This window comes from Serratia bockelmannii, assembly GCF_008011855.1.
Taxonomy (GTDB): Bacteria; Pseudomonadota; Gammaproteobacteria; order Enterobacterales; family Enterobacteriaceae; genus Serratia; species Serratia bockelmannii.
Map to the genome: position 1 here is coordinate 1,314,223 of NZ_VOUX01000033.1, position 23,561 is coordinate 1,337,783.

A 23,561-nucleotide genomic window follows, 5' to 3' on the forward strand; every position below is an offset into this window, starting at 1 on the left:
GCCGTTAAAGAGAGCACCATGAGCCAGAGCCATTTCTTCGCCCATCTGTCCCGCCTGAAACTGATCAACCGCTGGCCACTGATGCGTAACGTGCGCACCGAGAACGTCTCCGAACACAGTCTGCAGGTGGCTTTTGTCGCCCACGCGTTGGCGGTGATCAAGAACCGCAAGTTCAACGGCAATCTCAACGCCGACCGGGTTGCGCTGCTGGCGATGTATCACGACGCCAGCGAAGTGATCACCGGCGACATGCCGACGCCGATCAAGTACTACAATCCGCAGATCGCCCATGAATACAAGAAGATCGAAAAGATCGCCCAGCAAAAGCTGCTGGACATGATCCCCGCTGAGCTGCGCAACGATTTCCGCACCATTCTCGATGAGCACTACTACAGCGAAGATGAAAAGCAGGTAGTGAAGCAGGCAGACGCGCTGTGCGCCTACCTGAAATGTCTGGAGGAACTCTCTGCCGGCAACAATGAATTCACCCTGGCCAAGGCGCGGCTGGATAAAACCCTGGAACAGCGCCGCAGCCCGGAAATGGACTACTTTATGGACGTGTTCATTCCCAGTTTCAGCCTGTCATTGGACGAAATCAGCCTCGACAGCTCGCTGTAACCCCACCGGCGCAGCCTCGCTGCGCCGTTAAAAACCGTAGAGCCACGGCACCACAATCACGCTGACCGCCATCACCAACAGGGTGAACGGCACGCCGAGACGCACGAAATCGCCGAACTTGTAATTGCCCGGCCCCAGCACCAGGGTGTTGACCGGTGAAGAGACCGGCGTCATAAATGCGGCGGACGCGGCGATGGCGATAATCATCGCGAACGGGTATGGCGAGACGCCCATTTCGCGCGCGGCGGCAATGGCGATCGGCGCCATCAGCACCGCCGTCGCGGTATTGGAAATAAACAGGCCAATGGTGGCGCACAAGACGAACAGGCACAGCAGCATCACGCGCGGCCCCGCGCCGCCGGCGACGTCCATCAGCCCGCGGACGATCAGATCCACCCCGCCGGTCTTTTGCAGCGCCTGCGCGAACGGCATCATGCCGACGATCAAAATGATGCTCGGCCAATGGATCGATTTATAGGCGCTCTCCATGTCGATACAGCGGAACTTGCCCATCAGCAGGCAGGCGATCAGCGCCGCGATCGGGTTGGGAATTTCGTCGGTCAGCATCATCGCCACCATCAACGCCAGGCAAAACAGCGCGTGCGGCGCCTGGGTGATGGCCGGCGCCACTTCGTCCACTTCGGCCGGCAGGTTGAGCACGATAAAGTCGTGGGTTTTGGCCTGCAGCTGACGAATCGCCTTCCAGTCGCCGATCACCAGCAAAATGTCGCCCAGCTCCAGCGGCTCGTCCACCAGCTTGCCGCTCAGGGTCTCGCCGTGGCGGCGGATGCCCACCACATTCAGATCGTAGCGGCTGCGGAACGCCGCTTCGCGCAGGCTTTTGCCCAGCAGCGCCGAGTCCGGGATCAGCGACACTTCAGCCATGCCGACGTTGCGCGACTGTTCAGAGAAGTAATCGCCGCGCAGCACCATCGGCTCCAGCCGCTGCTCGCCGCAGAATTCGCGCAGATCGACCTGGCTGTCCGACATGTCGATCAAGAGGACGTCGCCCTCGCGCAGCTCGGTGCTGCCGGAGGCGCTGACCATCACCCGCCGGAAGCGTTTCCAGCGCTCGATGCCCACCACGTTGGCACCATAGCGCGCACGCAGGTGCAGTTCATCCAGCGAACGTCCGATCAGCGGCGAAGCGCTGCGGACAGCCAGCCGCCGCGCGCGGCCGGTCAGCTTGTAATCACGGATCAGGTCGCGGAAGGTGCGACGCTGCCAGTCATCGCCGGCTTTGCCGGTGTCACCGCTGCCCAGCCAACGCCGGGCGATCAGCATGTAGCCGACGCCCAGCGCCAGCACCACCAGGCCAATGGGCGTCACGCTGAAGAAACCGAAACCATGGATGCCTTCCCGCACCAGTTCGCTGTTGACCACCATGTTGGGCGGCGTGGCCACCAGCGTCATCATGCCGCTGATCAACCCGGCGAAGCTGAGCGGCATCATCAGCCGCCCCGGCGCGATCTTCATTCTGGCCGTCACGCTGAGCACCACCGGGATAAAAATCGCCACCACGCCGGTCGAGCTCATGAACGCGCCCAGCCCGGCGACCGTCACCATCAGCAGCATCAACATTTTGGTTTCGCTGCTGCCGGCCACTTTCACCAGCCAGTCGCCCACCTGATAGGCCACGCCGGTGCGCACCAGCCCTTCGCCGATCACGAACAGTGCGGCGATCAAAATCACGTTGGGATCGCTGAAACCGACCGTCGCTTCCTGCAGGCTGAGCGTGCCGCTCAGCACGAAGGCGATAATCACCAACAGCGCCACCACGTCCATCCGCAGCTTGTTGGTGGTAAACAGCACGATGGCAATCAGCAGTAAACTCAGCACCCACAGTAATTCGCTGTTCAAAACGGCCTCATCCGGCAAATGTCCAAAGGTCTAAAAAATAGCATAAAAAAACCCCGCCGAAGCGGGGTCTAATCAATTAGGGTGAAGATAATGCCACTCAGGCCAGCCGGCGAACGATCGCGCCCTGCGCCGTTTTATCGACGGCGATCTGCGCCAGCGAATCCAGCCGCAGGTCGACCTGCTCCAGCTTCGGCGCATCGGCCGGGGCGTTGACCGCAATCACCTGACAGCCCGCAGCCAGACCCGAAAGAATGCCGGCCGGCGCGTCTTCAACCACCACGCACTCGTGCGGCGCCAGCCCCAGGCGCTCGGCGCCCAGCAGGTAGGCATCGGGCTGTGGCTTACCGTGTTTAACCTGCTCGGCGGTGATGAACACCGCCGGCTGCGGCAAACCGCCGGCCTGGCGGCGAGCACCGGCCACTGGCACCGAACCGGAGGTGACGATCGCCCAAGGGATGCCGAGCGCGTTCAGGCGCTCCAGCAGCGCGATGGCGCCCGGCAGCGCGCGAACGCCGTCGGTATCCTGCGCTTCCACCTGCTCCAGCAGTTGGAACTCGCGCTGAATTTCCGCTTCGCTTTCGTCCGGCATAAAGTGGCGCAGAGAAGTAATGGCCTGTTTACCGTGAATGAAGTCCAGCACCGCTTGCGGATCGACGCCGCGGCGCTCGGCCCAGTGCGTCCAGGCACGCTCTACCGCCGGCAGAGAATCCACCAGGGTGCCATCAAGATCGAACAGAAAACCCTTACACTCCACAGAAAACCTCTTCTTAATCAAGCATTGATGATTTGCGCTATCTCAACGGCGCTCAAGTGATACTGGCGCGGACAGGCCAGCCAGATCGCCAGCATACGCTGGTACTTTTCCCACATTTTGGTCTGGGCGTTAAAACCGTGGCTACCGGAATCGAAGTGAGTATAACGCCCCTCGGTGCTGACCAGGAAACGCACGTAGCTCAGGTAGCGCGCCTCGGTAGCGGCGTCGAAGCCGAGAAACGCCAGGCGGCGCTCGTCCAGATCCTGCTTCTCTTTCAGGTTGCCCCAGGAAACCTGCAGCGCATGGTGCATCTCCATCACGTTGATGATAGTGCGGCACACCTCTTCGCTCAGTTCGCCGAAGTCGCGATCCAGTTCGCGCATTTGCAAACCGAAGCCGCGTTCGACGATGGTTTGCAACCGGCGATAACGGTCGCCGTTGTCCGGATCGAGCAGGGTCATCATCTTGTACTGGTTCGACAGGATCAGCCGCTGGGCGTTGGTCATTTCCATCAGGATTTCCTCATTTCTGTGTGATGGCGGGAGCATCGCACAGCGCAAGAACGCAGGAAATCACAACTCGACCGTTCTTTGATTTAAACCGGGGTTATTGCCGCTTTGACGAGAAAGGCCGCATCAGCGCGGCCTTTTTTCATTTACAGATCGTCGAGGAAGGTTTTGTCCAGCTGCTTGAAGGCGCGCTTGAGCAGATCGGCCAACGTCTGATAGGTCGGCGTGCCTTCGAGCGGCGCCACCGCCTGCCCGGCTTCCGTCAGCTTGTTGCGCACCTCATGGAACCATTGCAGCAGCGTCGGCGGCAGCGGCGTGACCGAACGGCGCCCCAGCCACCACAAGCCCTGCATCGGCAGGCTGCAGGCGAACAGCGCGGTGGCGATCGCCGGGCCCAGCTGGCCGCCCAGCGCGATCTGCCAGGTCAGCGTGAAAATCGCCAACGGCGGCATGAAACGGATAGCGAAACGGGTGGCACGCGCAACGCGATTCTCCGGAAAGACCGGTGCCAGACGTTTGTCCGACGGCCAGGTTTTCATATAATGCTGCCCGCGCTGGAAGACCTGAAACCAGCTTACGGAACCGGACGGTTTGCTCGTCATTGCGTACCTCAACGTCACGTAAAGAAACTAAAAGCGTGCTGCCAGAGACCATACTAAAAAATTTGAAGCTTTAAATTTATTTTGTGTTTGCACCGGGCTATCGGTATCCTAAGCCGGCCTTGTGGCCGGTAGAAGATGACGTAAATTTTGTCAACTTTTAGCCCTATAAAAATCAAGATTATTTAAACCGCAGAGAAATCATCGGTTTTTCCATCATCCTGTGATTTGTGCACTTCACATGATGTTAATCATAAATGTCATCGGCACTATGCGCTACGCTTGTTGTCTGATTGACGATTAATTCACCACGTGTGTTCGATTTTCTTTTAACAACACGACTATTTAAGTAGGTACTTCCATGTCGAGTAAGCTAGTACTGGTTCTTAACTGCGGCAGTTCTTCTCTGAAATTCGCCATCATCGATGCCGTTAACGGCGACGAATTCCTCTCCGGTTTGGCCGAGTGTTTCCACCTGCCTGAAGCTCGCATCAAGTGGAAAATGGACGGCGCCAAACACGAAGCTGCCCTGGGGGCCGGCGCTGCACACAGCGAAGCGCTGAACTTCATTGTTAATACTATTCTGGCACAAAAACCAGAGCTTTCCGCGCAGCTGACCGCTATCGGCCACCGCATCGTGCACGGCGGCGAGAAGTTCACCGCTTCTGCCGTGATCAACGACGAAGTTCTGCAGGGTATCAAAGATTCCGTGCCGTTTGCACCACTGCACAACCCAGCTCACCTGATCGGCATCGCGGAAGCGCTGAAATCCTTCCCTAACCTGGCCGACAAGAACGTTGCCGTGTTCGACACCGCGTTCCACCAGACTATGCCGGAAGAATCTTACCTGTACGCCCTGCCGTACAGCCTGTACCGCGACCACGGCGTTCGCCGCTACGGCGCGCACGGCACCAGCCACTTCTACGTGACTCAAGAAGCCGCGAAGATGCTGAACAAGCCGGTAGAAGAAGTGAACGTGATCACTTGCCACCTGGGCAACGGCGGCTCCGTCACCGCAGTGCGCAACGGCCAGTGCGTTGACACCTCCATGGGTCTGACCCCGCTGGAAGGCCTGGTGATGGGCACCCGCAGCGGTGACATCGATCCGGCTATCATCTTCCACCTGCACGATTCTCTGGGCATGAGCGTTGACCAGATCAACAAGATGCTGACCAAAGAATCCGGCCTGCTGGGCCTGACCGAAGTCACCAGCGACTGCCGTTACGTTGAAGACAACTACGACAGCAAAGCCGACGCCAAACGCGCCATGGACGTGTTCTGCCACCGTCTGGCCAAATACGTCGGCGCCTACAGCGCGCTGATGGAAGGCCGTCTGGACGCGGTGATCTTCACCGGCGGCATCGGCGAGAACGCCGGCATGGTGCGTGAGCTGACCCTGAACAAACTGGGCCTGCTGGGCTTCGAAATCGACCACGACCGCAACATGGCCGCTCGCTTCGGCAAATCCGGCGCCATCACCAAAGACGGCAGCCGCCTGGCGCTGGTGATCCCGACCAACGAAGAGTTGGTCATCGCGCAGGACGCATCCCGCCTGACCGCGTAATGCTCTCAAAACACCGTCAGCCCAGGCTGACGGTGTTGTTTTAGCCTCATGTTAATCGTGAAGAGGACTATTCTGTGTCACGTACTATTATGTTGATCCCCACCGGCACCAGCGTCGGCCTGACCAGCGTCAGCCTGGGTGTCATCCGCTCCATGGAGCAAAAAGGCGTTCGTCTGAGCGTGTTCAAACCTATCGCTCAACCGCGCACCGGCGACAACGCGCTCGACCAGACCACCACCATCATCCGCAGCAGCAACTCCACCATTACGGCGGCCGAACCGCTGCGCATGGACTACGTTGAGGGCCTGCTGAGCTCCAACCAGCAAGACGTGCTGATGGAAGAGATCGTGGCGCGTTACCACGAGAACACCAAAGACGCGGAAGTGGTGCTGATCGAAGGCCTGGTGCCGACTCGCAAACACCAGTTCGCCAACGCACTGAACTACGAGATCGCCAAAACCCTGAACGCCGAGATCGTCTTCGTGCTGGCGCTGGGCAACGACTCCCCGGCGCAGCTGAAAGAGCGCATCGAACTGGCGCGCACCAGCTTCGGCGGCAGCAAGAACAAAAACATCACCGGCGTTATCATCAACAAGCTGAACGCACCGGTCGACGATCAGGGCCGTACCCGTCCTGACCTGTCCGAAATCTTCGACGACTCCACCAAAGCCAGCATCGCCCACGTCGATCCTGCGCAGCTGTTCGCCAACAGCCCGCTGCCGGTTCTGGGCTGCGTGCCGTGGAGCTTCGATCTGATCGCCACCCGCGCCATCGACATGGCTCGCCACCTGAAGGCCCGCGTGGTCAACGAAGGCGACATCATGACTCGCCGCGTGAAGTCCGTGACCTTCTGTGCGCGCAGCATCCCGCACATGCTGGAACACTTCCGCCCAGGCTCTCTGCTGGTGACCTCCGCAGACCGTCCTGATGTGCTGGTCTCCGCCTGCCTGGCGGCGATGAACGGCGTGGAAATCGGCGCTATCCTGCTGACCGGCGGCTATGCTATCGACGAACCGATCAGAAAGCTGTGCGAACGTGCCTTCCAGACCGGCCTGCCGGTGTTCATGGTCGACACCAACACCTGGCAGACCTCGCTGAGCCTGCAGAGCTTCAACCTCGAAGTGCCGGCGGACGACCACCAGCGCATCGAGAAAGTGCAGAACTACGTGGCCAGCCACATCAACACCGAGTGGATCGACTCGCTGACCGCCACCTCCGAGCGTTCACGCCGCCTGTCTCCACCGGCGTTCCGTTACGAGCTGACCGAGCTGGCGCGTAAAGCCGGCAAACGCATCGTGCTGCCGGAAGGCGACGAGCCGCGTACCGTGAAAGCGGCGGCCATCTGTGCCGAACGCGGCATCGCGGAATGCGTGCTGCTCGGCAACCCGGACGAGATCCAGCGCGTCGCGGCAGCGCAGGGCGTTGAGTTGGGCAAAGGCATCGAAATCGTCGATCCGGTCGCCGTACGTGAAAACTACGTGCCGCGTCTGGTTGAGCTGCGCAAGAGCAAGGGCATGACCGAAGTGGTCGCGCGCGAGCAGCTGGAAGACAACGTGGTGCTCGGCACCCTGATGCTGGAACAAGGCGAAGTCGACGGTCTGGTCTCCGGCGCGGTTCACACCACCGCCAACACCATTCGTCCGCCGTTGCAGCTGATCAAAACCGCGCCGGGCAGCTCGCTGGTGTCCTCCGTGTTCTTCATGCTGTTGCCTGACCAGGTACTGGTCTACGGCGACTGCGCGATCAACCCGGATCCGACCGCCGAGCAGCTGTCTGAAATCGCCATCCAGTCTGCGGATTCCGCCGCGGCCTTCGGCATCGAGCCGCGCGTAGCGATGATCTCCTACTCCACCGGTAACTCCGGTGCGGGCAGCGACGTCGAGAAAGTGCGCGAAGCGACCCGTCTGGCGCAGGAAAAACGCCCGGATCTGATCATCGACGGCCCGCTGCAGTACGACGCCGCCATCATGGCCGACGTTGCCAAGTCCAAGGCGCCGAACTCACCGGTGGCCGGCCAGGCGACCGTGTTCATCTTCCCGGATTTGAACACCGGCAACACCACCTACAAAGCGGTACAGCGCTCCGCTGACCTGGTTTCCATCGGCCCGATGCTGCAAGGCATGCGCAAGCCGGTGAACGACCTGTCGCGCGGCGCACTGGTTGACGATATCGTCTACACCGTCGCGCTGACGGCGATCCAGTCTTCCCAGGCTGACGCTGCCGCCGCCAAGGCCTGATAGCCCATTAATGCCACGCCCCGTCCTGGACGGGGTTATGGATAATGAATATTGGCGTAAAACAATAAAGCACCGCTCAAGCATATTGAGTGGTGCTTTTTTTATTCTGAAGCCAGAATCATTTTTTCTCCTCCGGAGGAACCTCGCCGCCTCCTCCGCGCTTAGCTTGCACCAATTTATTTATAAACAAATAAATAGCTACGGCATCACCGGCGAGTCATTTCCATTCCACCTTAAGATAAGAATACTCTTAATTAAAGGTCCGGCTTATTCTGATGACAGGATCTTGTGCTAGACACTATGCACACTCATAAAAAAATCTGAAGGTTAACCCTATGGCACACACTGGTCAGTCCGTTGAGAAAATAGCCAAGACGCTCATTAACAATGCCATTAATTACGATTCCTACCTCTGGAAGATCGACCGGCTCGGCCCCACAACGAACAGAATGCTGGCGCTGGCTTTTTCTCTGACGAGAGGAAAAAGAGAGGTGTCGGGATTAACCCGCTTCGTGGGCCACAGCGCAGGCATCACGCATGACGCCTCCCTATTTGACCGATATATTGCAGACCTGCAGGCGAAGGAGAAAAAAAGCCAGCGGCTGATTCTCCCGTGGAGCGGTAAAAAGGAAGTTGAAGCGCGGCCCTTTACCGCGTGCGCCGAAGCCCATGTGTGGCTTGAACTTTATGCTCGCAACCTGCATCCACGTCATTACTACTGCGTGGCTTTTAACGGGGATGGGAGAATCGCACCCTGTTGCAATAACTGCAAAATGTGGGTTCACAATGCGTTTTTCGGCGTGGTCACGCCGAATACCGAATATAACAACCGGCACACCTATTCTCCGCGTTAAGGCACGCGCGTTGCCTCAACGACGTTACATGGCCTTATCAGGCAACGCCGGTCATTGACCGGCGTCTTAGTCTTTCCTAACGATGTGCCAACAGCTGCCCGGCAGCCTCCAGAATATGCTCGGCGGTCAGGCCGTACTCCTGCTGTAAAAACGCCTGGGTGCCCACCTGGCCGTAACGCTCCTTCACCCCCACGCGCCGCATCGGCGTCGGGCACTCTTCCGCCAGCACCTCCGCCACTGCGGATCCCAGCCCGTTATGAATGCTGTGGTTTTCACAGGTGACGATGCGTCCGGTCTTGGCCGCGTAGGTTTTGATCAGTTCACGGTCGATAGGCTTGAGGGTGAACATATCGATCACCGCCGCGCTGACGCCCTGCTGCGCCAGCATCTGCGCCGCCTTCAGCGCCTCCGCCACCATGATGCCGTTGGCGATCAGCGTGACGTCTTCGCCGTCGCGCAGCAGGTTGCCCTTGCCGATGGTAAAGCGTGAGCCTTCCTGGTAGATGCGCGTCGCCTGCTTGCGGATGGTGCGCACCCAGTAGAAACCGCGCATATCCATCAACTGGCGCAGAATGTCTGCGAACATGGTGGCGTCGGTCACTTCCAGCACCACCGAATGCGCCAGCCCGCGTACGATGCCCATGTCCTCGAACGACATGTGGGTACCGCCGTTGTGGCAGGCGCTCACCCCCGCATCGGAGGCGATCACTTTGACGTTGTTGCGCTGATAATCCAGCGACATGAACAGCTGATCGAAACAGCGGCGGCTGGCGAAAGCGGTAAAGGTATGCACGAACGGCACCCGGCCGGTGAGCGACAGCCCGGCGGCGACGCCAATCACGTTGGCCTCCATGATGCCGCAGTTGATCACGTGCTGCGGGTGATCCTTGTGCACGCCGTCCATCGCCATCGAGCTCATCAAATCCGCCTCCAGCGCGATGATCGGCGCGCCCGCTTCAATCTGCCGACGCACCGCGCCGGCATAGACTTTGCGCATTTCGACGGCGTCGTTTTCCAACTGTGTCACTACGTTAAACATGGGCAGCCTCCAGTTCGGCGATGGCTTTTTCGATTTCCAGCTGCACGTCCGGCGTCAGGCGCAGGTGGTGTGAGTTCGACAGATTTTCCAGATAGGTCACGCCCTGCCCTTTGATGCTGTCGAGCACGATCGCCAGCGGCCGCTGTTCACCGCCGCGCGCCGGCGCCACCGCCGCCAGCAGCGCCGCGATGTCGTCGCCCTTGATCGTCTGCACCTCAAAGCCGAAAGCGCGGAACTTGGCGGCCAGATCGAACGGTTGGATCACCTCGTCCAGCGCGCCGTCCAGCTGTTGCTTGTTGTAATCGATGAACAGCGTCAGGTTGTTCAGATTGTGGTGGGCGATAAACTGGAACGCCTCCCAGCACTGCCCTTCGTTCAGCTCACCGTCGCCGAGGATGCTGAACACCCGGTTACGACGCCCCGCCAGCCGATGGGACAACGCCATGCCGGCGGCGATCGACACGCCCTGTCCCAGCGAGCCGGTGGTGGCGTCCACGCCGCGCGTGCGCAATCGGTCCGGGTGGCTAGGCAGACGCGTGCCGTTCTGGTTGAGGGTCTTCAGCTCCGCCAGCGGGAAGTAGCCCTTGATCGCCAGCGTGCTGTACAGCGCCGGGCCGGCGTGCCCTTTCGACAGCACGAAGTCATCGCGCTCCGGCCAGTCCGGATCCGCCGGATCGATACGCATCACGCTGCCGTACAGTACCGCCAGCGTCTCCACCACCGACATGCACCCGCCGTAGTGACCGAAGCCCAGCCCGGTCAGCGCTTTCAGCGTTTCCAGGCGGATCGCCCGCGCCAGGGCGTGCAGTTCTTCAATTTCCGTTTCGTTCGTTGTGTCGTTCATCAGTCTGCCCTCGTTATTTCTCGACGCGGTCAGCGGCCGGTGCGCCTTTGCGTTTTCCCAGGAAGTTATGCGCCACCAGCAGCGCGAACACGGCGACGATCGCCAGCATGATCATCTCCTTCGACATAAAGCGCGCCATGTTGCCCAGCAAGATGCCGATCGCGCCGAAGTCGGCGTCGGAGAAGGTGGTGTTGGCAAAGCCCAGCGCCCCCAGCACCGGCAGCAGCAATACCGGCAGGAAGGTGATCAGCAGCCCGTTGGCGAAGGCGCCCAGCATTGCGCCGCGCCGCCCGCCGGTGGCGTTGCCGAACACCCCGGCGGTAGCGCCGGTGAAGAAGTGCGGCACCACGCCAGGCAGGATCAGCACCATCTTCAGCTGCCCCAGCAGGAACAGCCCGGCCAATCCGCCGAGGAAGCTGAACAGGAAGCCGATCAGCACCGCGTTGGGGGCATAGGGATAGACCACCGGGCAATCCAGCGCCGGCCGCGCGTTAGGCACCAGTTTTTCCGAGAAGCCGGTGAACGCCGGCACGATTTCCGCCAGAATCAAGCGCACGCCCTGCAGGATGATAAACACCCCGGCGGCGAAGGTGATGGCCTGAATGATCGAATACACCAGGTAATTCTGGCCGCCGCTGAGCTCGCTCTCCACATAGGCCCGCCCGGCGCAGATCGCCAGGATCAGGTAGATGACGATCATGGTCATCGAGATCGAAATGGAACTGTCGCGCAGGAAGCTGAGGTTTTTCGGCAGGTTCATCTCCTCGGTCGAGCGCGAATTTTTACCCACCTTCGAGCCGATCCAGCCGGACAGCACGTAGCCCAGGGTGCCAAAGTGGCCGAAGGCGATATCGTCGTTGCCGGTGATCCGACGCATATAACGCTGGGCGATCGCCGGGAAGAACGCCATCACCAGCCCCAGGGTCAGCGCACCGGTAAACACCAGCTGCACGCCCTCAAAGCCCGCCACCGTCAGGATGATGCCGATCATGCAGGCCATGTAGAAGGTGTGGTGGCCGGTGAGAAAGATGTATTTCAGCCGGGTAAAGCGCGCCACCACGATATTCGCCACCATGCCGAACGCCATGATCAGCGCGGTGGAGGCGCCGTATTTCTCCAGCGCGATGGAGACGATCGCCTCGTTGTTCGGAATGATGCCTTGAATATTAAACGCATGTTCGAACATGCCGCCCAGCGGATTGAGCGACCCGACCAATACCGTGGCGCCACCGCCCAAGACGATAAAGCCGAGAATGGTTTTTACCGTGCCTTTCACCACGTCGGAAAACGATTTCTTTTGCGCCAGCAAACCGATCAGCGCAATAAGCCCGACCAGTACCGAAGGCACCTTTAATATATCCACCACAAACTTAAGCGTTTCCTGGATAAACATATCCACCTCGCCAATCGTTTTATTCAGATGATTGAGTGGGCTTCGAAGTAAGCGCGCAGCTTGGCTTCCAGCTCATTGATGTCGATGATGTTACCGATCACTACCAGCTGCTCGGCCGGTACGCTGGCGCTGTCGGCGATGTCTTTCGCCATTACGAACACGTCAGCAGCGCCGGGGGTAGCAGACGACAGATCGGAGTGTTCGACCTCGGCCTCCACCCCCATCTTTTTCAGCACTTTTTTAATGTTCATTTCCACCATAAAACTGCTGCCGAGACCGGAACCGCAAATCGCCATGATTTTCATAATATCCACCTGTTGAATTTAGCGTGTAGGGTAGCGCCGCCGGTCATATTCCCGGCGTTGTTAGCATTAATCGTGTTCCTGGTGATTAAACGTTAATAGCGGGCGATAATATCCTCAATTTGCCGTTTATCTGTGGCGTGAAATAACGCCTCCATCGCCGAGTTATCTGAAAATAATTCCGCCAATTGCGAAATCATTTCAATGTGGCTGTTGCCGTCGGGCGCCGAAAGCATCACCACCACCTGAACCGGATCGTTATCCGCGGAATGGAAGTTCACGCCCTGATGGATCTTCAACAGCGACAGCCCCAGCGCGTTGGCGCCCTCCTCCGGCCTGGCGTGCGGCATCGCGATGCCCGGCGCCAGGACGAAATAAGGGCCGAGCTTCTCCTGCTGATGAAAGATGGCCGTCAGGTAATTCTGCGTAATCACGCCACGTTGCAGCAGTGGCTGTGCGCTCAACGTTACCGCCTGGCGCCAGTCCTCCACCCGTTCGCACAGCTGTATATGATCGGCGGTCAGCCACTCTTTCAGCACGTTCCCCTCCCAAGCGTTGATGGTTTCGGCCGGTGATTAATTCACCGACGACGGTAAAACTTTAATCAACCCCTCTCGGCGACACAGTGACTGACATCACAAAGATAGCGCTACCAAAGCGCTATCATGCAGATCTGTGATAGCGCTATCAAAACACCGCGCTGCGGCATGGCGTTAACCACAATTTTTTCTCGCTCTTTCGGGTAACGGGGTAGAATGTGCCGCATACTGGGATCGTCGAAGCCGCGCCGTCGGCTTCCCACCCTCACCATTTTTATGCGCCGCTCGCGCATTTCAGTCGGGATTAGGCATGTCGATCGGTAAAAAACGACGCAGCACAGGCAGGGTGACGTTGGCTGACGTAGCGCAGCTGGCGGGCGTCGGCACCATGACGGTGTCGCGCGCGCTGCGCACGCCGGAGCAGGTTTCAGACAAACTGCGCGAGAAGATCGACGCGGCGGTAAACGAACTGGGCTACCTGCCCAATCTGGCCGCCAGCTCGCTGGCGTCAGCGTCCTCTTACACCATCGCCATGGTGGTGCCCAGCCTGTCCGAATCCGGCTGCGCCGAGATGTTCGCCGGCCTGCAGAAAGTGCTGCAGCCGGCCGGTTATCACATCATGCTGGCGGAATCGCAGCATCACCTCGAACGCGAAGAAAAACTGCTGGAGACCCTGCTTTCTTACAACCTGGCGGCGGCGGTGCTGCTCAGCGTCGAGCATTCGCAAAACGCCCGCAACGCGCTCATCGCCGCCAACATTCCGGTGGTGGAGATCGGTGCCGTGCGCGCCGATCCGATCGACATGAGCATCGGCATCGATTACGTGGCGGCGATGTATCAGCTGACGCAAACGGTGATCGCCAGCGGCTACCAGAATATCGGGCTGCTGTGCGCCAACCAGGAACAGTGGATTTTCCAGCAGCACCTGCAGGGCTGGCACAAGGCGCTGCTGCGCAACCATATGTCGCCGCATCGGGTCATCAACGCCGCGCAGACCGCCAGCTTCAGCACCGGCGCGCAGCAGCTGCCGGAATTCTTGCTCGCCTGGCCGGAGCTGGACGCGCTGGTGTGCGCCTCGGACGAACTGGCCGGCGGCGCGCTGTATGAATGCCAGCGGCGGCGCATCAAGGTGCCGGACAATCTGGCGGTGGTGGGGTTCGGCAACAGCGAGTTCAGCCGGGTGTGCCAGCCGCCGCTGACCACCATGACCATTCCGCATCGCGATATCGGCATTCAGGCCGGCCAGGCGCTGCTGGCGCGGCTGAACGAGCAGCCCTGGCTGCCGGCAGGCATCCTGCCCGCCACGCTGTGCCGCCGCGACAGCTGCTGAATCCGCCCATAAAAAAAGCCGGTCGATGACCGGCTTTCTCACGCGTTGGCGTCTCAGTGGTTGTCGAGCGGCTTACCGTAATCCTGTTCGTTGTTGCGCGTCAGCCACAGCGACAGCGCCTTCAGCGAATCCGGGGTAAACTCGTCGCAACGCGCAGTGATCTCTTCCGGCGTCAGCCAGCATACCTCGGCCACTTCTTCTTCCTGCAGCGCGAACGGGCCGTGCGATACGCAGCTGAACAGCGCACCCCACACCCGGCACTGATCTTCTTCGAAGTAGAACAGACCGTGCTCGGCGAAAGGCACGCCGGCGATGCCCAGCTCTTCTTCCGCTTCGCGACGCGCTGAATCCAGCACGTTTTCACCGCTTTGCACTACGCCACCCGCCGTCGCGTCCAACCAGCCCGGGTAGAAGTCCTTGATCTCGGTGCGACGCTGCACCAGAATTTTTCCCATCCCATCATGCACCACAATATAGGTAGCACGATGGCGCAGCCGCTCCGCCCGCATCTGTTGACGACTGGATTGAGCAATCACCTCGTTTTGCTCGTCGACGATATCAACCCATTCGGTATCTGCAGCCTGACCCTGTTCCGCCATCCTCTAAAACCTTCTATTTTGGCGCGATGCATCCCGCGCGCTGGTTAATCAATGAGTGTTTTTCAAAGATTTTTATTGTGTGTGTATAAATTAGTGCGTTTAGCGTGTTAACGCCACCTCCGCGACGACCTTGCCGTCGTCGAGCGTCAGCACGCTCAAAGTGCCCCGATCCAACATGCCGTAGCTGGCCGGAAAGCCCCCTTTGGGGATGCTGACCGAGCCCGGATTGAAGCAATAGATCTCACCCTGCCGCTCCGCCTGCGGCAGATGCGTATGGCCGTAGGCCAGGACGTCACCACGGGATAACGGCGGCAGTACCGAGGGATGATAAAGGTGACCGTGGGTCAAAAACAATCGTCTTTTTTGCAGTAAAACCTGTTGCCAGGGCGCCTCGATGGGAAACGTCAACAGCATCTGATCGACCTCGCTGTCGCAATTGCCGCGAACGGCGATGATCTTGTCGCTATAGCGATTCAATCGTTCGGCAACCTGAGCGGGCTGATACCCGGCGGGCAGCGCGTTGCGCGGGCCGTGATTCAGCAAATCACCCAGAAGAATCAACCAGTCGGCGCCGTTTTGTGCGAACAATTCCAGCACGCGTTCGGTAGCAGGCAGCGATCCGTGAATATCCGAGGCGAACATCAGCTTCATAACCTTGTCCTATAGAGGGAAATAAGCGCCATTTTACCGCGCCGGCGCCGTGCGGCAAACCGCCGCCCGCCCCGGTGGAGAATTGTGATCCAACCGAGCAGATAGCATCGGACGAATCCCACATAGCCTGCTATCCTTAGCTGCTATTGTTGGATCTCTGATATACCTTTGTGCGCGGCGAAGACCGCAGCAACGTGTAATGAATTACAGATCACCTTACCGCAGGAGGCAACATGATTGACCTGTATTACGCGCCTACTCCCAATGGTCACAAGATCACCTTGTTTTTGGAAGAGGTCGGCTTACCCTACCGTATCCATCGCGTAAACATCAGCGCCGGCGAGCAGTTCAAACCGGACTTTCTGAGCATTTCTCCCAACAACAAAATCCCGGCGATCGTCGATCAGCAACCGGTGGACGGCGGCGCGCCAATCAGCCTGTTCGAGTCCGGGGAAATTCTGCTGTATCTGGCGGAGAAAACCGGCAAGCTGTTGAGCAAGGGCCTGCGCGAACGCGCCGCCACCCTGCAGTGGCTGTTCTGGCAGGTGGCCGGTTTCGGGCCGATGCTCGGGCAGAATCACCACTTTAACCACTACGCGCCGCAGCCGGTGCCTTACGCCATCGAGCGTTACCATCTGGAAACCAAGCGGCTGTACGGCGTGCTGGAAACTGAACTGCAAAAACACCCGTACCTGGGCGGCGACAACTACAGCATCGCCGATATCGCCACCTACCCGTGGGTGGTGTCACATCCGCGCCAACGCATCGATCTGGCAGATTACCCGGCGGTGCGCAACTGGTTCGAGCGTATCAGCAACCGCCCGGCGACCGAGCGCGCCTACAAAGTGGCCGAACAAGGCTAAGCGCCTTCCCCGACTCCCCGTCGGCCGGGGAGTCACATCGTCCCCACGTTATCTTTTCCTTACTTTCCGTGTATTCTGAACGCTAATAATCAGACCTATGGAGAATCTCTGATGTCTTTCAGTCAACCCGACGCCGTTATTCGCATTAAAAATCTGCGGCTGCGCACGTTCATCGGTATCAAGGAAGAAGAAATCAACAACCGACAGGACGTTCTGATCAACGTGGCGATCCATTACCCGGCGGACAAGGCGCGCAACAGCGAAGACATCGCCGATGCCCTCAACTACCGCACTATCACCAAAGCGATCATCCGCCATGTGGAAGATAACCGTTTCGCGTTGCTGGAAAAATTAACGCAGGATGTGCTCGACATCGTAAAAGAACACGCCTGGGTGACCTATGCTGAAGTGGAGATAGATAAACTTCTGGCCCTGCGCTACGCCGACTCGGTCTCCATGACCATGAGCTACCGCCGGGACTAACTCAGGGAGGTCGACCATGCGGATCCTGATCACCGGCGCAACGGGATTGATAGGCAGCAGCCTGACGGCCAGGCTGCTGGCGCTTTCTCACCACATTACGGTGCTGACGCGAGACGAACGGCGAGCCCGGGCCAGGCTGGGCGACCAGCCAAGCTATTGGCAAACCCTGGACGACCGGCAGTCGCTGGATGAATTCGACGCGGTGATCAACCTGGCCGGCGAACCTATCGCCGACAAGCGCTGGAGCGCACAGCAGAAAGAGCGCCTGTGCCGCAGCCGTTGGGATCTGACCGAACGATTGGCGCAGCTTATCAAGGACGGCAGCACGCCGCCCGGCGTGTTGATTTCCGGTTCCGCCGTCGGCTACTACGGCGATCAGGGGCAGGCGGTGGTGACCGAAGAGGAGCCACCGCACGACGAATTCACCCACCAACTGTGTCAACGCTGGGAAACGCTGGCGCTGCAGGCGCAAAGCGATGCCACCCGCGTCTGCCTGCTGCGCACCGGCGTGGTGCTGGCGCCACAGGGCGGCGCGCTGGCCAAAATGCTGCCGCCGTTCCGCTTCGGGCTGGGCGGCCCGATCGGCGACGGTCGCCAATATCTGCCGTGGATCCATCTCGACGACATGGTCAACGGCATTATTTATCTACTGGATCACGCCACGCTGAGCGGCCCGTTTAACATGGTCGCGCCCTACCCGGTGCACAACGAGCAGTTCGCCGCCCAATTGGCCAACGTGCTCGATCGCCCGGCGTTTCTACGGGTGCCGGCGTTCGCCATGCGGCTGTTGATGGGGGAAGCGGCGGTGCTGGTGCTCGGCGGCCAGCGGGCGGTGCCGAAGCGCCTGGAAGAGGCCGGCTTCCACTTCCGCTATCTGGAATTGGAACAGGCATTGGATGACGTGATTAATCAGCGGGCCGAAGCCCGCTGATCTGAGGTTACTTCAACGCGCCGGACAGGAACTGCTGCAGGCGCGGGCTTTTGGGGTTGCCGAACAGCTCGGCCGGCGGCCCCTGCTCTTCGATCAACCCTTTGTGCAGGAAGATCACGTGGTTGGAAACGTGGCGCGCAAATTCCATTTCGTGCGTCACCACCACCATGGTTTTTCCCTCCTCCGCCAGCTTCTGCATGATGCGCAGCACCTCGCCCACCAGCTCGGGATCCAGCGCCGACGTCGGTTCGTCAAACAGCAGCACCTCCGGCTCCATCGCCAATGCGCGAGCAATGGAGACGCGCTGCTGCTGGCCACCCGACAGGTGCACCGGGTACTTGCCGCGCGCCCGCTCGTCGATGCCCACTTTATCCAGGTAACGCACCGCGCGCTCGTGCGCGTCGGCCTTGCTCAGCCCCAGCACTTGCACTGGCGCCTCCATCACGTTCTCCAGCACCGTCATATGGCTCCACAGGTTAAAGTGCTGGAACACCATGGTCAGGCGGGTGCGCAGCAGCTGCAGCTGCTTCTTGTCGAACACTTTCAGCTGGCCGTCCTTGTCGCGCACCATGCGAATATCTTCGTTGTTCAGGCTGATCGAGCCTTCGCTCGGCTTCTCGAGGAAGTTGATGCAGCGCAGAAAGGTGCTTTTGCCGGAGCCAGAGGAGCCGATGATGCTGATCACATCCCCGGCGTTGGCCGCCAGCGAGACGCCTTTCAGCACTTCGTGGTCGCCATAGCGTTTGTGCAGTTCCGTGACGGCTAATTTATTCTCAGACATGGTTTTTCTTCCCGTCATTTATCAGTGACTAACGTGTGCCATCCAGCGTTTTTCAGCTTTGCGGAACAGGCTGATTAACACGTAGGAGATGATCAGGTACAGCACCGCCGCGATGCCGAAAGCGTAGAACGGCTGGTAAGTCGCGGCGTTGATGTCGCGCGCGATCTTCAGCAGATCCGGCACGGTGGCGGTAAACGCCAGCGCGGTGGAGTGCAGCATCAGGATCACTTCGTTGCTGTAAGCCGGCAACGCGGTGCGCAGTGCCGAAGGCAAAATGATGCAGCGATACATCTTGAAGCGCGAGAAACCGTAGGCGTTGGCGGCCTCGATTTCACCGTGCGGCACCGCGCGGATCGCCCCGGCGAAGATCTCGGTGGTATAGGCGCAGGTATTGAGCGTCAGCGCCAGGATGGTGCAGTTAAGCCCGCTGCGGAAAAACGCATTAAGAAACTCGGTGCCGCGCACAATCTCGAGGCTGTACATGCCGGAGTAGAACACCAGCAGCTGCACGTACAGCGGCGTACCGCGAAACACATAGGTGTAAAGCCACACCGGGAAACGCACCCAGCGAAGGGAAGAGACGCGCGCCACCGCCATCGGGATCGCCAGCAGCCCGCCCATCACCACCGAGGCGATCAGCAGCCACAGCGTGACTGCCACGCCGGTGAAACGGTAGCCGTCGCTCCACAGCAGCGACTGCCAATACTGTTGCAAAATCTCGATCATAGCTCGGCCCTCTTGACGCCCAGTGAGTAACGCCGTTCAAGCCACAGCAGCACGCCGTTGGAAACGGTAGTGAAGATCAGGTACACCACGCCGGCCACGATGGCGAAGAAGAACGGCTGATAGGTGCCTTTCCCCGCCAGCTGCGTGGCTTTCACCACGTCGTTCAGGCCGAGGATCGACACCAGCGCCGTCGCCTTCAGGATCACCTGCCAGTTGTTGCCGATGCCCGGCAAAGCGAAACGCATCATCGCCGGGAACAGAATGCGCCGAAAGATCTGCGCGCCGCTGAAGCCGTAGGCCGTCGCCGCTTCGATCTGCCCTTTCGGCACCGCCAGATAGGCGCCGCGGAAGGTCTCAGTGAAGTAAGCACCGTAGATAAAGCCGAGGGTAATGATACCGGCGCCGAGCGGATCGATATCGATCTGCGAGAAGCCGAGCAGCGTGGTGATGTTGTTCAGCGCGATTTGCAGGCCGTAAAAGATCAGCAGCATCAGCACCAGATCGGGCACGCCGCGGATCAGCGTGGTATAGGCGCCGAACAGACCGGAGATAAAGGGATTATGAGACAGTTTGCCACCGGCGCCGATCAGGCCGATCACCACCGCCAGCAACACGGAACTGAGGGCCAGCTCCAACGTCACCAGAGCCCCCTCGAAAATCAGTTGGGAATAGCCTTGCAGCATCTACTTCACCCTGTGGTCTAGGATCCGAACCATCGGGGCCGGCACGCCGGCCCCGCAGTCACAGCATGGAACGGTAAGCGGATTACCCGCCGTAGACGTCAAAGTCGAAGTACTTTTTCGCGTATTTGTCGTAGGTGCCGTCTTTGCGCATCTCGGCGAAGGCTTTGTCCAGCGCCGCTTTCAGCTCGGTATCGGTCTTGCGCAGCCCCATGCCGGTGCCGACGCCGAAGAACTTGTCATCCTTCACCGATTCGCCGGCGAACGCATAGTCTTTGCCCGGCGGCTGTTTCAGGAAGCCGTCGCTGCCCGCCACTTCATCCTGGAAGGCGGCGTCAATACGGCCGGAAGCCAGATCGGCGTAAACCAGATCCTGGTTCTGGTAAGGCACGACGGTGATGCCCTTCGGCTGCCACATGGCGTTGGCGTAGGCTTCCTGGGTGGTGCCCTGCAGCACGCCCACGCTCTTGCCTTTCAGAGCGTCCACGGTAGGCAACAGCTTGGACCCTTTCGGCGCGATCAGACGCGCGTTGGCGGCATACAGCTTGTCGGTAAAGGCGATTTCCTGCTGGCGTTTCTCAGTGATGGACAGCGAAGAGATGATGGCGTCGATTTTCTTCGCCTTGAGGGAGGGGATCAGCGCGTCGAAGTCGCTCTCCACGAAGGTGCATTGGGTATTGATGCGTTTGCACAGCTCTTTGGCCAAATCAATGTCAAAGCCAACCAATTCGCCTTTGGCGTTTTTGGATTCAAACGGTGCGTAAGTCGGATCGGTGCCAATCTTCAGCGTGGAAGGAATGGCGGCAAAGGCGCTGCTGGCGGCGCTCAAAGCCAGAACTAACGGCAAAATCAAAACCCGCTTTTTCATAAATTACCCTCAAATTGATTTTTTTGATGCCACTACGGGCATTACTTTCCCCACCAAATCAATTTGCAGTAATCGTGCCACATTAGGTGCTACGGGCGGAGGGAACGGCTCCGACCTTCACAATACTGTTTCCTGGGACGATAACCGCAAAATTAAATCGGCCGGTTGGGGCCGCGCCACTGGCAACCGCAATAAGGCGGCACCATGAAACAGTGAGCGTGATGAAGTGGGATCATTATGGTGCATACTCCGCCCCAATTCAGTGCGGTGTTGCACAAATGTACCAATTTAGGGATAAAAATGTTAATTAGCACCCTGCCAGCGGGTGAACAGATCGGTCGGCAATTCGATATCAAACTGGTCGATCACCCGATTGACGGTTTGATCGATGATGTCTTCCACGCTTTTCGGCTGGTGGTAAAACGCCGGCACCGGCGGCATGATCACCGCGCCCATCTCCGCCGCCTGCGTCATCAGCCGTAAATGGCCAAGATGCAACGGCGTTTCCCGCACGCACAAGACCAAACGGCGGCGCTCTTTGAGCACCACGTCGGCGGCGCGGGTCAGCAGCCCGTCGCTGTAGCTGTTGACGATGCCGGACAGGGTTTTGATTGAGCATGGCAGGATCGCCATACCCAGGGTTTTGAAAGAGCCCGAGGAGATGCCGGCGGCGATGTCGCGCGCATCGTGCACCACGTCGGCCAGCGCCTGCACTTCCCGTAGGCTGTACGGCGTTTCCAGCGCCAGCGTCTGTCTTGCAGCATTACTCATCACCAGATGGGTTTCCACCTCTGCGACGTCGCGCAAAACCTGTAACAGGCGCACGCCGTAGATCGCGCCGCTGGCGCCGGAAATGCCGATGATGAGTCGTTTCATGAAGAATGGCCTCTGCCGTAAAAAGTAAGATCAGGCAGACTTTGCCGCAATGGCGAGGGATAAGCAAGTCAGAGGAACAAGGTGCACCGCCGCAGACGCGGCGATGCACCTTGAGGGATCAACGCAGACCGTTAGCCTTCGTTGTGCAGTTCCAGATTTTCCGCTTCGGTTTGCACCCGCATCGCCTTGGCATCGTCGCTGCGCAGCGACTCCAGGTATTCCAGATAGCTTTGGTCGACGTCTTTGGTCACGTAGATACCATTGAAGACCGAGCATTCGAACTGGATGATGTCCGGGTTCTCTTCGCGCACCGCTTCGATCAGATCGTCGAGGTCCTGGAAGATCAGCCCGTCGGCGCCGATAATCTGACGGATTTCATCCACTTCACGCCCGTGGGCGATCAGTTCGTTGGCGCTCGGCATGTCGATGCCGTAGACGTTAGGGAAACGCACTTCCGGCGCGGCGGAAGCCAGATACACTCGCTTAGCGCCCGCTTCGCGCGCCATCTCGACGATTTGCTCAGAGGTCGTGCCGCGCACGATGGAGTCATCCACCAGCAGCACGTTCTTGTCGCGGAACTCGGCACGGTTGGCGTTCAGCTTGCGGCGTACCGACTGGCGACGCGCCTGCTGGCCCGGCATGATAAAGGTACGGCCAACGTAGCGGTTTTTCACGAAGCCCTGGCGGTAGGGCTTCTCGAGAATACGCGCGATCTCCAGCGCGATATCGCAGGAAGTTTCAGGAATCGGGATCACCACGTCGATATCCAGATCTTCCCACTCGCGGGCGATCTTCTCACCCAGCTTCTGGCCCATGCGCACGCGGGCGCTGTAGACCGAGATCTTGTCCATAAAGGAGTCTGGGCGCGCAAAATAAACATATTCGAACAGGCACGGGTTGGTTTTCGGGTTCTCTGCGCACTGGCGGGTGAACAGCTGGCCCTTGGTGGTGATGTACACCGCTTCGCCCGGTGCCACGTCACGCAGGAACTCAAAGCCCAGGGTATCCAGCGCCACGCTCTCGGAAGCCACCATGTACTCGCTGCGGCCATCCTCCAGCGTGCGCTTGCCGATCACCAGCGGACGAATGCCGTTAGGATCGCGGAACGCCAGCAGGCCATGACCGATGATCATCGCCACGCAGGCGTAAGCGCCGCGCAGTTGCTGATGCATAGCGGCGACCGCGGTAAAGATGTTGTCGGCTTCCAGCGGATAGTGCGGGAAGCGATCCAGCTCGCTGGCCAGCACGTTCAGCAGGATTTCCGAGTCGGAGGTGGTGTTGACATGGCGGCGGCCGCTTTCGAACAGCTTTTGGCGCAGCTCATGGGCGTTGGTCAGGTTGCCGTTGTGGGCCAGCGTAATGCCGAACGGCGAGTTGACGTAGAAAGGCTGGGCCTCAGAGGCGCTCGAGCTGCCGGCCGTCGGGTAACGCACATGGCCAATGCCCATGTTGCCCTGCAAGCGTTGCATATGGCGCGCCTCAAACACATCCTTCACCAGGCCGTTGGCTTTACGCAAACGGAACCCGTTGTGGGCGTCAATGGTGACGATGCCTGCGGCATCCTGGCCACGGTGCTGAAGCACCGTCAGCGCATCATAAATCGACTGGTTTACCGGCATGAAACCGGCGATACCGACAATACCGCACATGTTGTCTTTTCC

General features: G+C 59.4%; 25 protein-coding genes. 8 read left to right on the forward strand and 17 right to left on the reverse strand.

Annotation, left to right across the window (positions count from 1 at the left end; genetic code table 11):
- Positions 1-18 precede the first annotated feature (18 nt).
- Complete coding sequence (gene yfbR, locus FOT55_RS22695; RefSeq protein ID WP_025303666.1) at positions 19-618, forward strand: 5'-deoxynucleotidase; 600 nt, start codon at positions 19-21, stop codon at positions 616-618.
- Between the two features lie 27 nt (positions 619-645).
- Here yfbR and FOT55_RS22700 read toward each other — a convergent pair whose 3' ends face one another.
- From FOT55_RS22700 to yfbV, 4 genes are all read right to left on the reverse strand, one after another.
- Positions 646-2,496 carry an SLC13 family permease gene (locus FOT55_RS22700; RefSeq protein WP_072008257.1) on the reverse strand — a complete coding sequence of 617 codons (1,851 nt, stop codon included), beginning with the start codon at positions 2,494-2,496 and terminating at the stop codon, positions 646-648.
- 79 nt (positions 2,497-2,575) lie between these two features.
- Complete coding sequence (locus FOT55_RS22705; RefSeq protein ID WP_049207312.1) at positions 2,576-3,232, reverse strand: sugar phosphatase; 657 nt, start codon at positions 3,230-3,232, stop codon at positions 2,576-2,578.
- 17 nt (positions 3,233-3,249) lie between these two features.
- Positions 3,250-3,744, reverse strand: coding sequence for a YfbU family protein (locus FOT55_RS22710; protein WP_016926898.1), 495 nt, complete (start codon positions 3,742-3,744; stop codon positions 3,250-3,252).
- Between the two features lie 143 nt (positions 3,745-3,887).
- Positions 3,888-4,343 carry a terminus macrodomain insulation protein YfbV gene (gene yfbV, locus FOT55_RS22715; RefSeq protein ID WP_004936061.1) on the reverse strand — a complete coding sequence of 152 codons (456 nt, stop codon included), beginning with the start codon at positions 4,341-4,343 and terminating at the stop codon, positions 3,888-3,890.
- 358 nt (positions 4,344-4,701) lie between these two features.
- Between yfbV and ackA the strand changes: the two genes are divergently transcribed.
- The 3 genes from ackA (at position 4,702) to FOT55_RS22730 (ending at position 8,995) form a co-directional block, all read left to right on the forward strand.
- Positions 4,702-5,904, forward strand: coding sequence for an acetate kinase (ackA, locus tag FOT55_RS22720; protein ID WP_025303669.1), 1,203 nt, complete (start codon positions 4,702-4,704; stop codon positions 5,902-5,904).
- A gap of 74 nt (positions 5,905-5,978) precedes the next feature.
- A complete protein-coding gene (pta, locus tag FOT55_RS22725; RefSeq protein WP_147824055.1) occupies positions 5,979-8,141 on the forward strand; it encodes a phosphate acetyltransferase in 2,163 nt (720 codons plus the stop codon).
- Between the two features lie 335 nt (positions 8,142-8,476).
- Entirely contained in the window at positions 8,477-8,995 is a 519-nt protein-coding gene (locus tag FOT55_RS22730; RefSeq protein ID WP_147824056.1) for a hypothetical protein, read from the forward strand.
- A 76-nt stretch (positions 8,996-9,071) separates the two neighbouring features.
- Here FOT55_RS22730 and FOT55_RS22735 read toward each other — a convergent pair whose 3' ends face one another.
- From FOT55_RS22735 to FOT55_RS22755, 5 genes are all read right to left on the reverse strand, one after another.
- Entirely contained in the window at positions 9,072-10,034 is a 963-nt protein-coding gene (locus FOT55_RS22735; protein WP_147824057.1) for a transketolase family protein, read from the reverse strand.
- The gene (locus tag FOT55_RS22740; protein WP_147824058.1) at positions 10,027-10,878 is read right to left on the reverse strand and encodes a transketolase; all 852 of its coding nucleotides are present in this window, start codon (positions 10,876-10,878) and stop codon (positions 10,027-10,029) included. Before FOT55_RS22740 ends, FOT55_RS22735 begins: the two co-directional genes overlap by 8 nt.
- A 13-nt stretch (positions 10,879-10,891) precedes the next feature.
- A complete protein-coding gene (locus FOT55_RS22745) occupies positions 10,892-12,271 on the reverse strand; it encodes a PTS ascorbate transporter subunit IIC (RefSeq protein ID WP_004936074.1) in 1,380 nt (459 codons plus the stop codon).
- Positions 12,272-12,294: 23 nt separating this feature from the next.
- Positions 12,295-12,576 (reverse strand): PTS sugar transporter subunit IIB, encoded by a 282-nt coding sequence (locus FOT55_RS22750; RefSeq protein WP_147824059.1) that lies wholly within the window; start codon positions 12,574-12,576, stop codon positions 12,295-12,297.
- Between the two features lie 92 nt (positions 12,577-12,668).
- Complete coding sequence (locus FOT55_RS22755; protein ID WP_147824060.1) at positions 12,669-13,112, reverse strand: PTS sugar transporter subunit IIA; 444 nt, start codon at positions 13,110-13,112, stop codon at positions 12,669-12,671.
- Positions 13,113-13,422: 310 nt separating this feature from the next.
- On the opposite strand from FOT55_RS22755, the gene FOT55_RS22760 reads away from it, so the two are divergent.
- Positions 13,423-14,442 carry a LacI family DNA-binding transcriptional regulator gene (locus FOT55_RS22760; RefSeq protein WP_147824061.1) on the forward strand — a complete coding sequence of 340 codons (1,020 nt, stop codon included), beginning with the start codon at positions 13,423-13,425 and terminating at the stop codon, positions 14,440-14,442.
- A gap of 53 nt (positions 14,443-14,495) precedes the next feature.
- On the opposite strand, the gene yfcD is transcribed toward FOT55_RS22760, so the two are convergent.
- The gene (gene yfcD / locus FOT55_RS22765; protein WP_025303679.1) at positions 14,496-15,041 is read right to left on the reverse strand and encodes an NUDIX hydrolase YfcD; all 546 of its coding nucleotides are present in this window, start codon (positions 15,039-15,041) and stop codon (positions 14,496-14,498) included.
- Positions 15,042-15,140: 99 nt separating this feature from the next.
- On the reverse strand, positions 15,141-15,692 hold the full coding sequence (yfcE, locus tag FOT55_RS22770; protein ID WP_147824062.1) for a phosphodiesterase: 552 nt from the start codon (positions 15,690-15,692) through the stop codon (positions 15,141-15,143).
- A gap of 233 nt (positions 15,693-15,925) precedes the next feature.
- Here yfcE and yfcG point away from each other — a divergent pair, with 233 nt between their 5' ends.
- The 3 genes from yfcG (at position 15,926) to FOT55_RS22785 (ending at position 17,969) form a co-directional block, all read left to right on the forward strand.
- The gene (yfcG, locus tag FOT55_RS22775) at positions 15,926-16,555 is read left to right on the forward strand and encodes a GSH-dependent disulfide bond oxidoreductase (RefSeq protein ID WP_147824063.1); all 630 of its coding nucleotides are present in this window, start codon (positions 15,926-15,928) and stop codon (positions 16,553-16,555) included.
- A gap of 111 nt (positions 16,556-16,666) precedes the next feature.
- A complete protein-coding gene (gene folX / locus FOT55_RS22780; RefSeq protein WP_063988979.1) occupies positions 16,667-17,038 on the forward strand; it encodes a dihydroneopterin triphosphate 2'-epimerase in 372 nt (123 codons plus the stop codon).
- A gap of 16 nt (positions 17,039-17,054) precedes the next feature.
- On the forward strand, positions 17,055-17,969 hold the full coding sequence (locus tag FOT55_RS22785) for a TIGR01777 family oxidoreductase (RefSeq protein WP_147824064.1): 915 nt from the start codon (positions 17,055-17,057) through the stop codon (positions 17,967-17,969).
- A 7-nt stretch (positions 17,970-17,976) separates the two neighbouring features.
- On the opposite strand, the gene hisP is transcribed toward FOT55_RS22785, so the two are convergent.
- From hisP to purF, 6 genes are all read right to left on the reverse strand, one after another.
- The gene (hisP, locus tag FOT55_RS22790) at positions 17,977-18,750 is read right to left on the reverse strand and encodes a histidine ABC transporter ATP-binding protein HisP (RefSeq protein WP_004936098.1); all 774 of its coding nucleotides are present in this window, start codon (positions 18,748-18,750) and stop codon (positions 17,977-17,979) included.
- A gap of 21 nt (positions 18,751-18,771) precedes the next feature.
- The gene (locus FOT55_RS22795) at positions 18,772-19,476 is read right to left on the reverse strand and encodes an ABC transporter permease (RefSeq protein WP_025303685.1); all 705 of its coding nucleotides are present in this window, start codon (positions 19,474-19,476) and stop codon (positions 18,772-18,774) included.
- Positions 19,473-20,159, reverse strand: a complete 687-nt coding sequence (locus tag FOT55_RS22800) for a histidine ABC transporter permease HisQ (protein WP_025303686.1) — start codon at positions 20,157-20,159, stop codon at positions 19,473-19,475. The genes FOT55_RS22795 and FOT55_RS22800 overlap by 4 nt, the downstream gene beginning before the upstream one ends.
- A gap of 82 nt (positions 20,160-20,241) precedes the next feature.
- The gene (gene hisJ / locus FOT55_RS22805) at positions 20,242-21,024 is read right to left on the reverse strand and encodes a histidine ABC transporter substrate-binding protein HisJ (RefSeq protein WP_004936109.1); all 783 of its coding nucleotides are present in this window, start codon (positions 21,022-21,024) and stop codon (positions 20,242-20,244) included.
- A 303-nt stretch (positions 21,025-21,327) separates the two neighbouring features.
- Positions 21,328-21,900, reverse strand: a complete 573-nt coding sequence (locus tag FOT55_RS22810; RefSeq protein WP_019453741.1) for a UbiX family flavin prenyltransferase — start codon at positions 21,898-21,900, stop codon at positions 21,328-21,330.
- 131 nt (positions 21,901-22,031) lie between these two features.
- Positions 22,032-23,549, reverse strand: a complete 1,518-nt coding sequence (purF, locus tag FOT55_RS22815) for an amidophosphoribosyltransferase (RefSeq protein ID WP_025303688.1) — start codon at positions 23,547-23,549, stop codon at positions 22,032-22,034.
- Positions 23,550-23,561: the final 12 nt, after the last annotated feature.

Bases quoted from the DNA above. Each gene is read 5' to 3' on its own strand.
- purF (WP_025303688.1), bottom strand. From the start codon at position 23,549: ATGTGCGGTATTGTCGGTATCGCCGGTTTCATGCCGGTAAACCAGTCG.
- FOT55_RS22800 (WP_025303686.1), bottom strand. From the start codon at position 20,159: ATGCTGCAAGGCTATTCCCAACTGATTTTCGAGGGGGCTCTGGTGACG.
- FOT55_RS22785 (WP_147824064.1), top strand. From the start codon at position 17,055: ATGCGGATCCTGATCACCGGCGCAACGGGATTGATAGGCAGCAGCCTG.
- hisJ (WP_004936109.1), bottom strand. From the start codon at position 21,024: ATGAAAAAGCGGGTTTTGATTTTGCCGTTAGTTCTGGCTTTGAGCGCC.
- FOT55_RS22745 (WP_004936074.1), bottom strand. From the start codon at position 12,271: ATGTTTATCCAGGAAACGCTTAAGTTTGTGGTGGATATATTAAAGGTG.
- hisP (WP_004936098.1), bottom strand. From the start codon at position 18,750: ATGTCTGAGAATAAATTAGCCGTCACGGAACTGCACAAACGCTATGGC.
- yfbV (WP_004936061.1), bottom strand. From the start codon at position 4,343: ATGACGAGCAAACCGTCCGGTTCCGTAAGCTGGTTTCAGGTCTTCCAG.
- yfbR (WP_025303666.1), top strand. From the start codon at position 19: ATGAGCCAGAGCCATTTCTTCGCCCATCTGTCCCGCCTGAAACTGATC.
- FOT55_RS22740 (WP_147824058.1), bottom strand. From the start codon at position 10,878: ATGAACGACACAACGAACGAAACGGAAATTGAAGAACTGCACGCCCTG.
- FOT55_RS22750 (WP_147824059.1), bottom strand. From the start codon at position 12,576: ATGAAAATCATGGCGATTTGCGGTTCCGGTCTCGGCAGCAGTTTTATG.
- ackA (WP_025303669.1), top strand. From the start codon at position 4,702: ATGTCGAGTAAGCTAGTACTGGTTCTTAACTGCGGCAGTTCTTCTCTG.
- FOT55_RS22710 (WP_016926898.1), bottom strand. From the start codon at position 3,744: ATGGAAATGACCAACGCCCAGCGGCTGATCCTGTCGAACCAGTACAAG.
- yfcG (WP_147824063.1), top strand. From the start codon at position 15,926: ATGATTGACCTGTATTACGCGCCTACTCCCAATGGTCACAAGATCACC.
- FOT55_RS22735 (WP_147824057.1), bottom strand. From the start codon at position 10,034: ATGTTTAACGTAGTGACACAGTTGGAAAACGACGCCGTCGAAATGCGC.
- folX (WP_063988979.1), top strand. From the start codon at position 16,667: ATGTCTTTCAGTCAACCCGACGCCGTTATTCGCATTAAAAATCTGCGG.
- FOT55_RS22795 (WP_025303685.1), bottom strand. From the start codon at position 19,476: ATGATCGAGATTTTGCAACAGTATTGGCAGTCGCTGCTGTGGAGCGAC.
- yfcD (WP_025303679.1), bottom strand. From the start codon at position 15,041: ATGGCGGAACAGGGTCAGGCTGCAGATACCGAATGGGTTGATATCGTC.
- FOT55_RS22730 (WP_147824056.1), top strand. From the start codon at position 8,477: ATGGCACACACTGGTCAGTCCGTTGAGAAAATAGCCAAGACGCTCATT.
- FOT55_RS22810 (WP_019453741.1), bottom strand. From the start codon at position 21,900: ATGAAACGACTCATCATCGGCATTTCCGGCGCCAGCGGCGCGATCTAC.
- FOT55_RS22760 (WP_147824061.1), top strand. From the start codon at position 13,423: ATGTCGATCGGTAAAAAACGACGCAGCACAGGCAGGGTGACGTTGGCT.
- yfcE (WP_147824062.1), bottom strand. From the start codon at position 15,692: ATGAAGCTGATGTTCGCCTCGGATATTCACGGATCGCTGCCTGCTACC.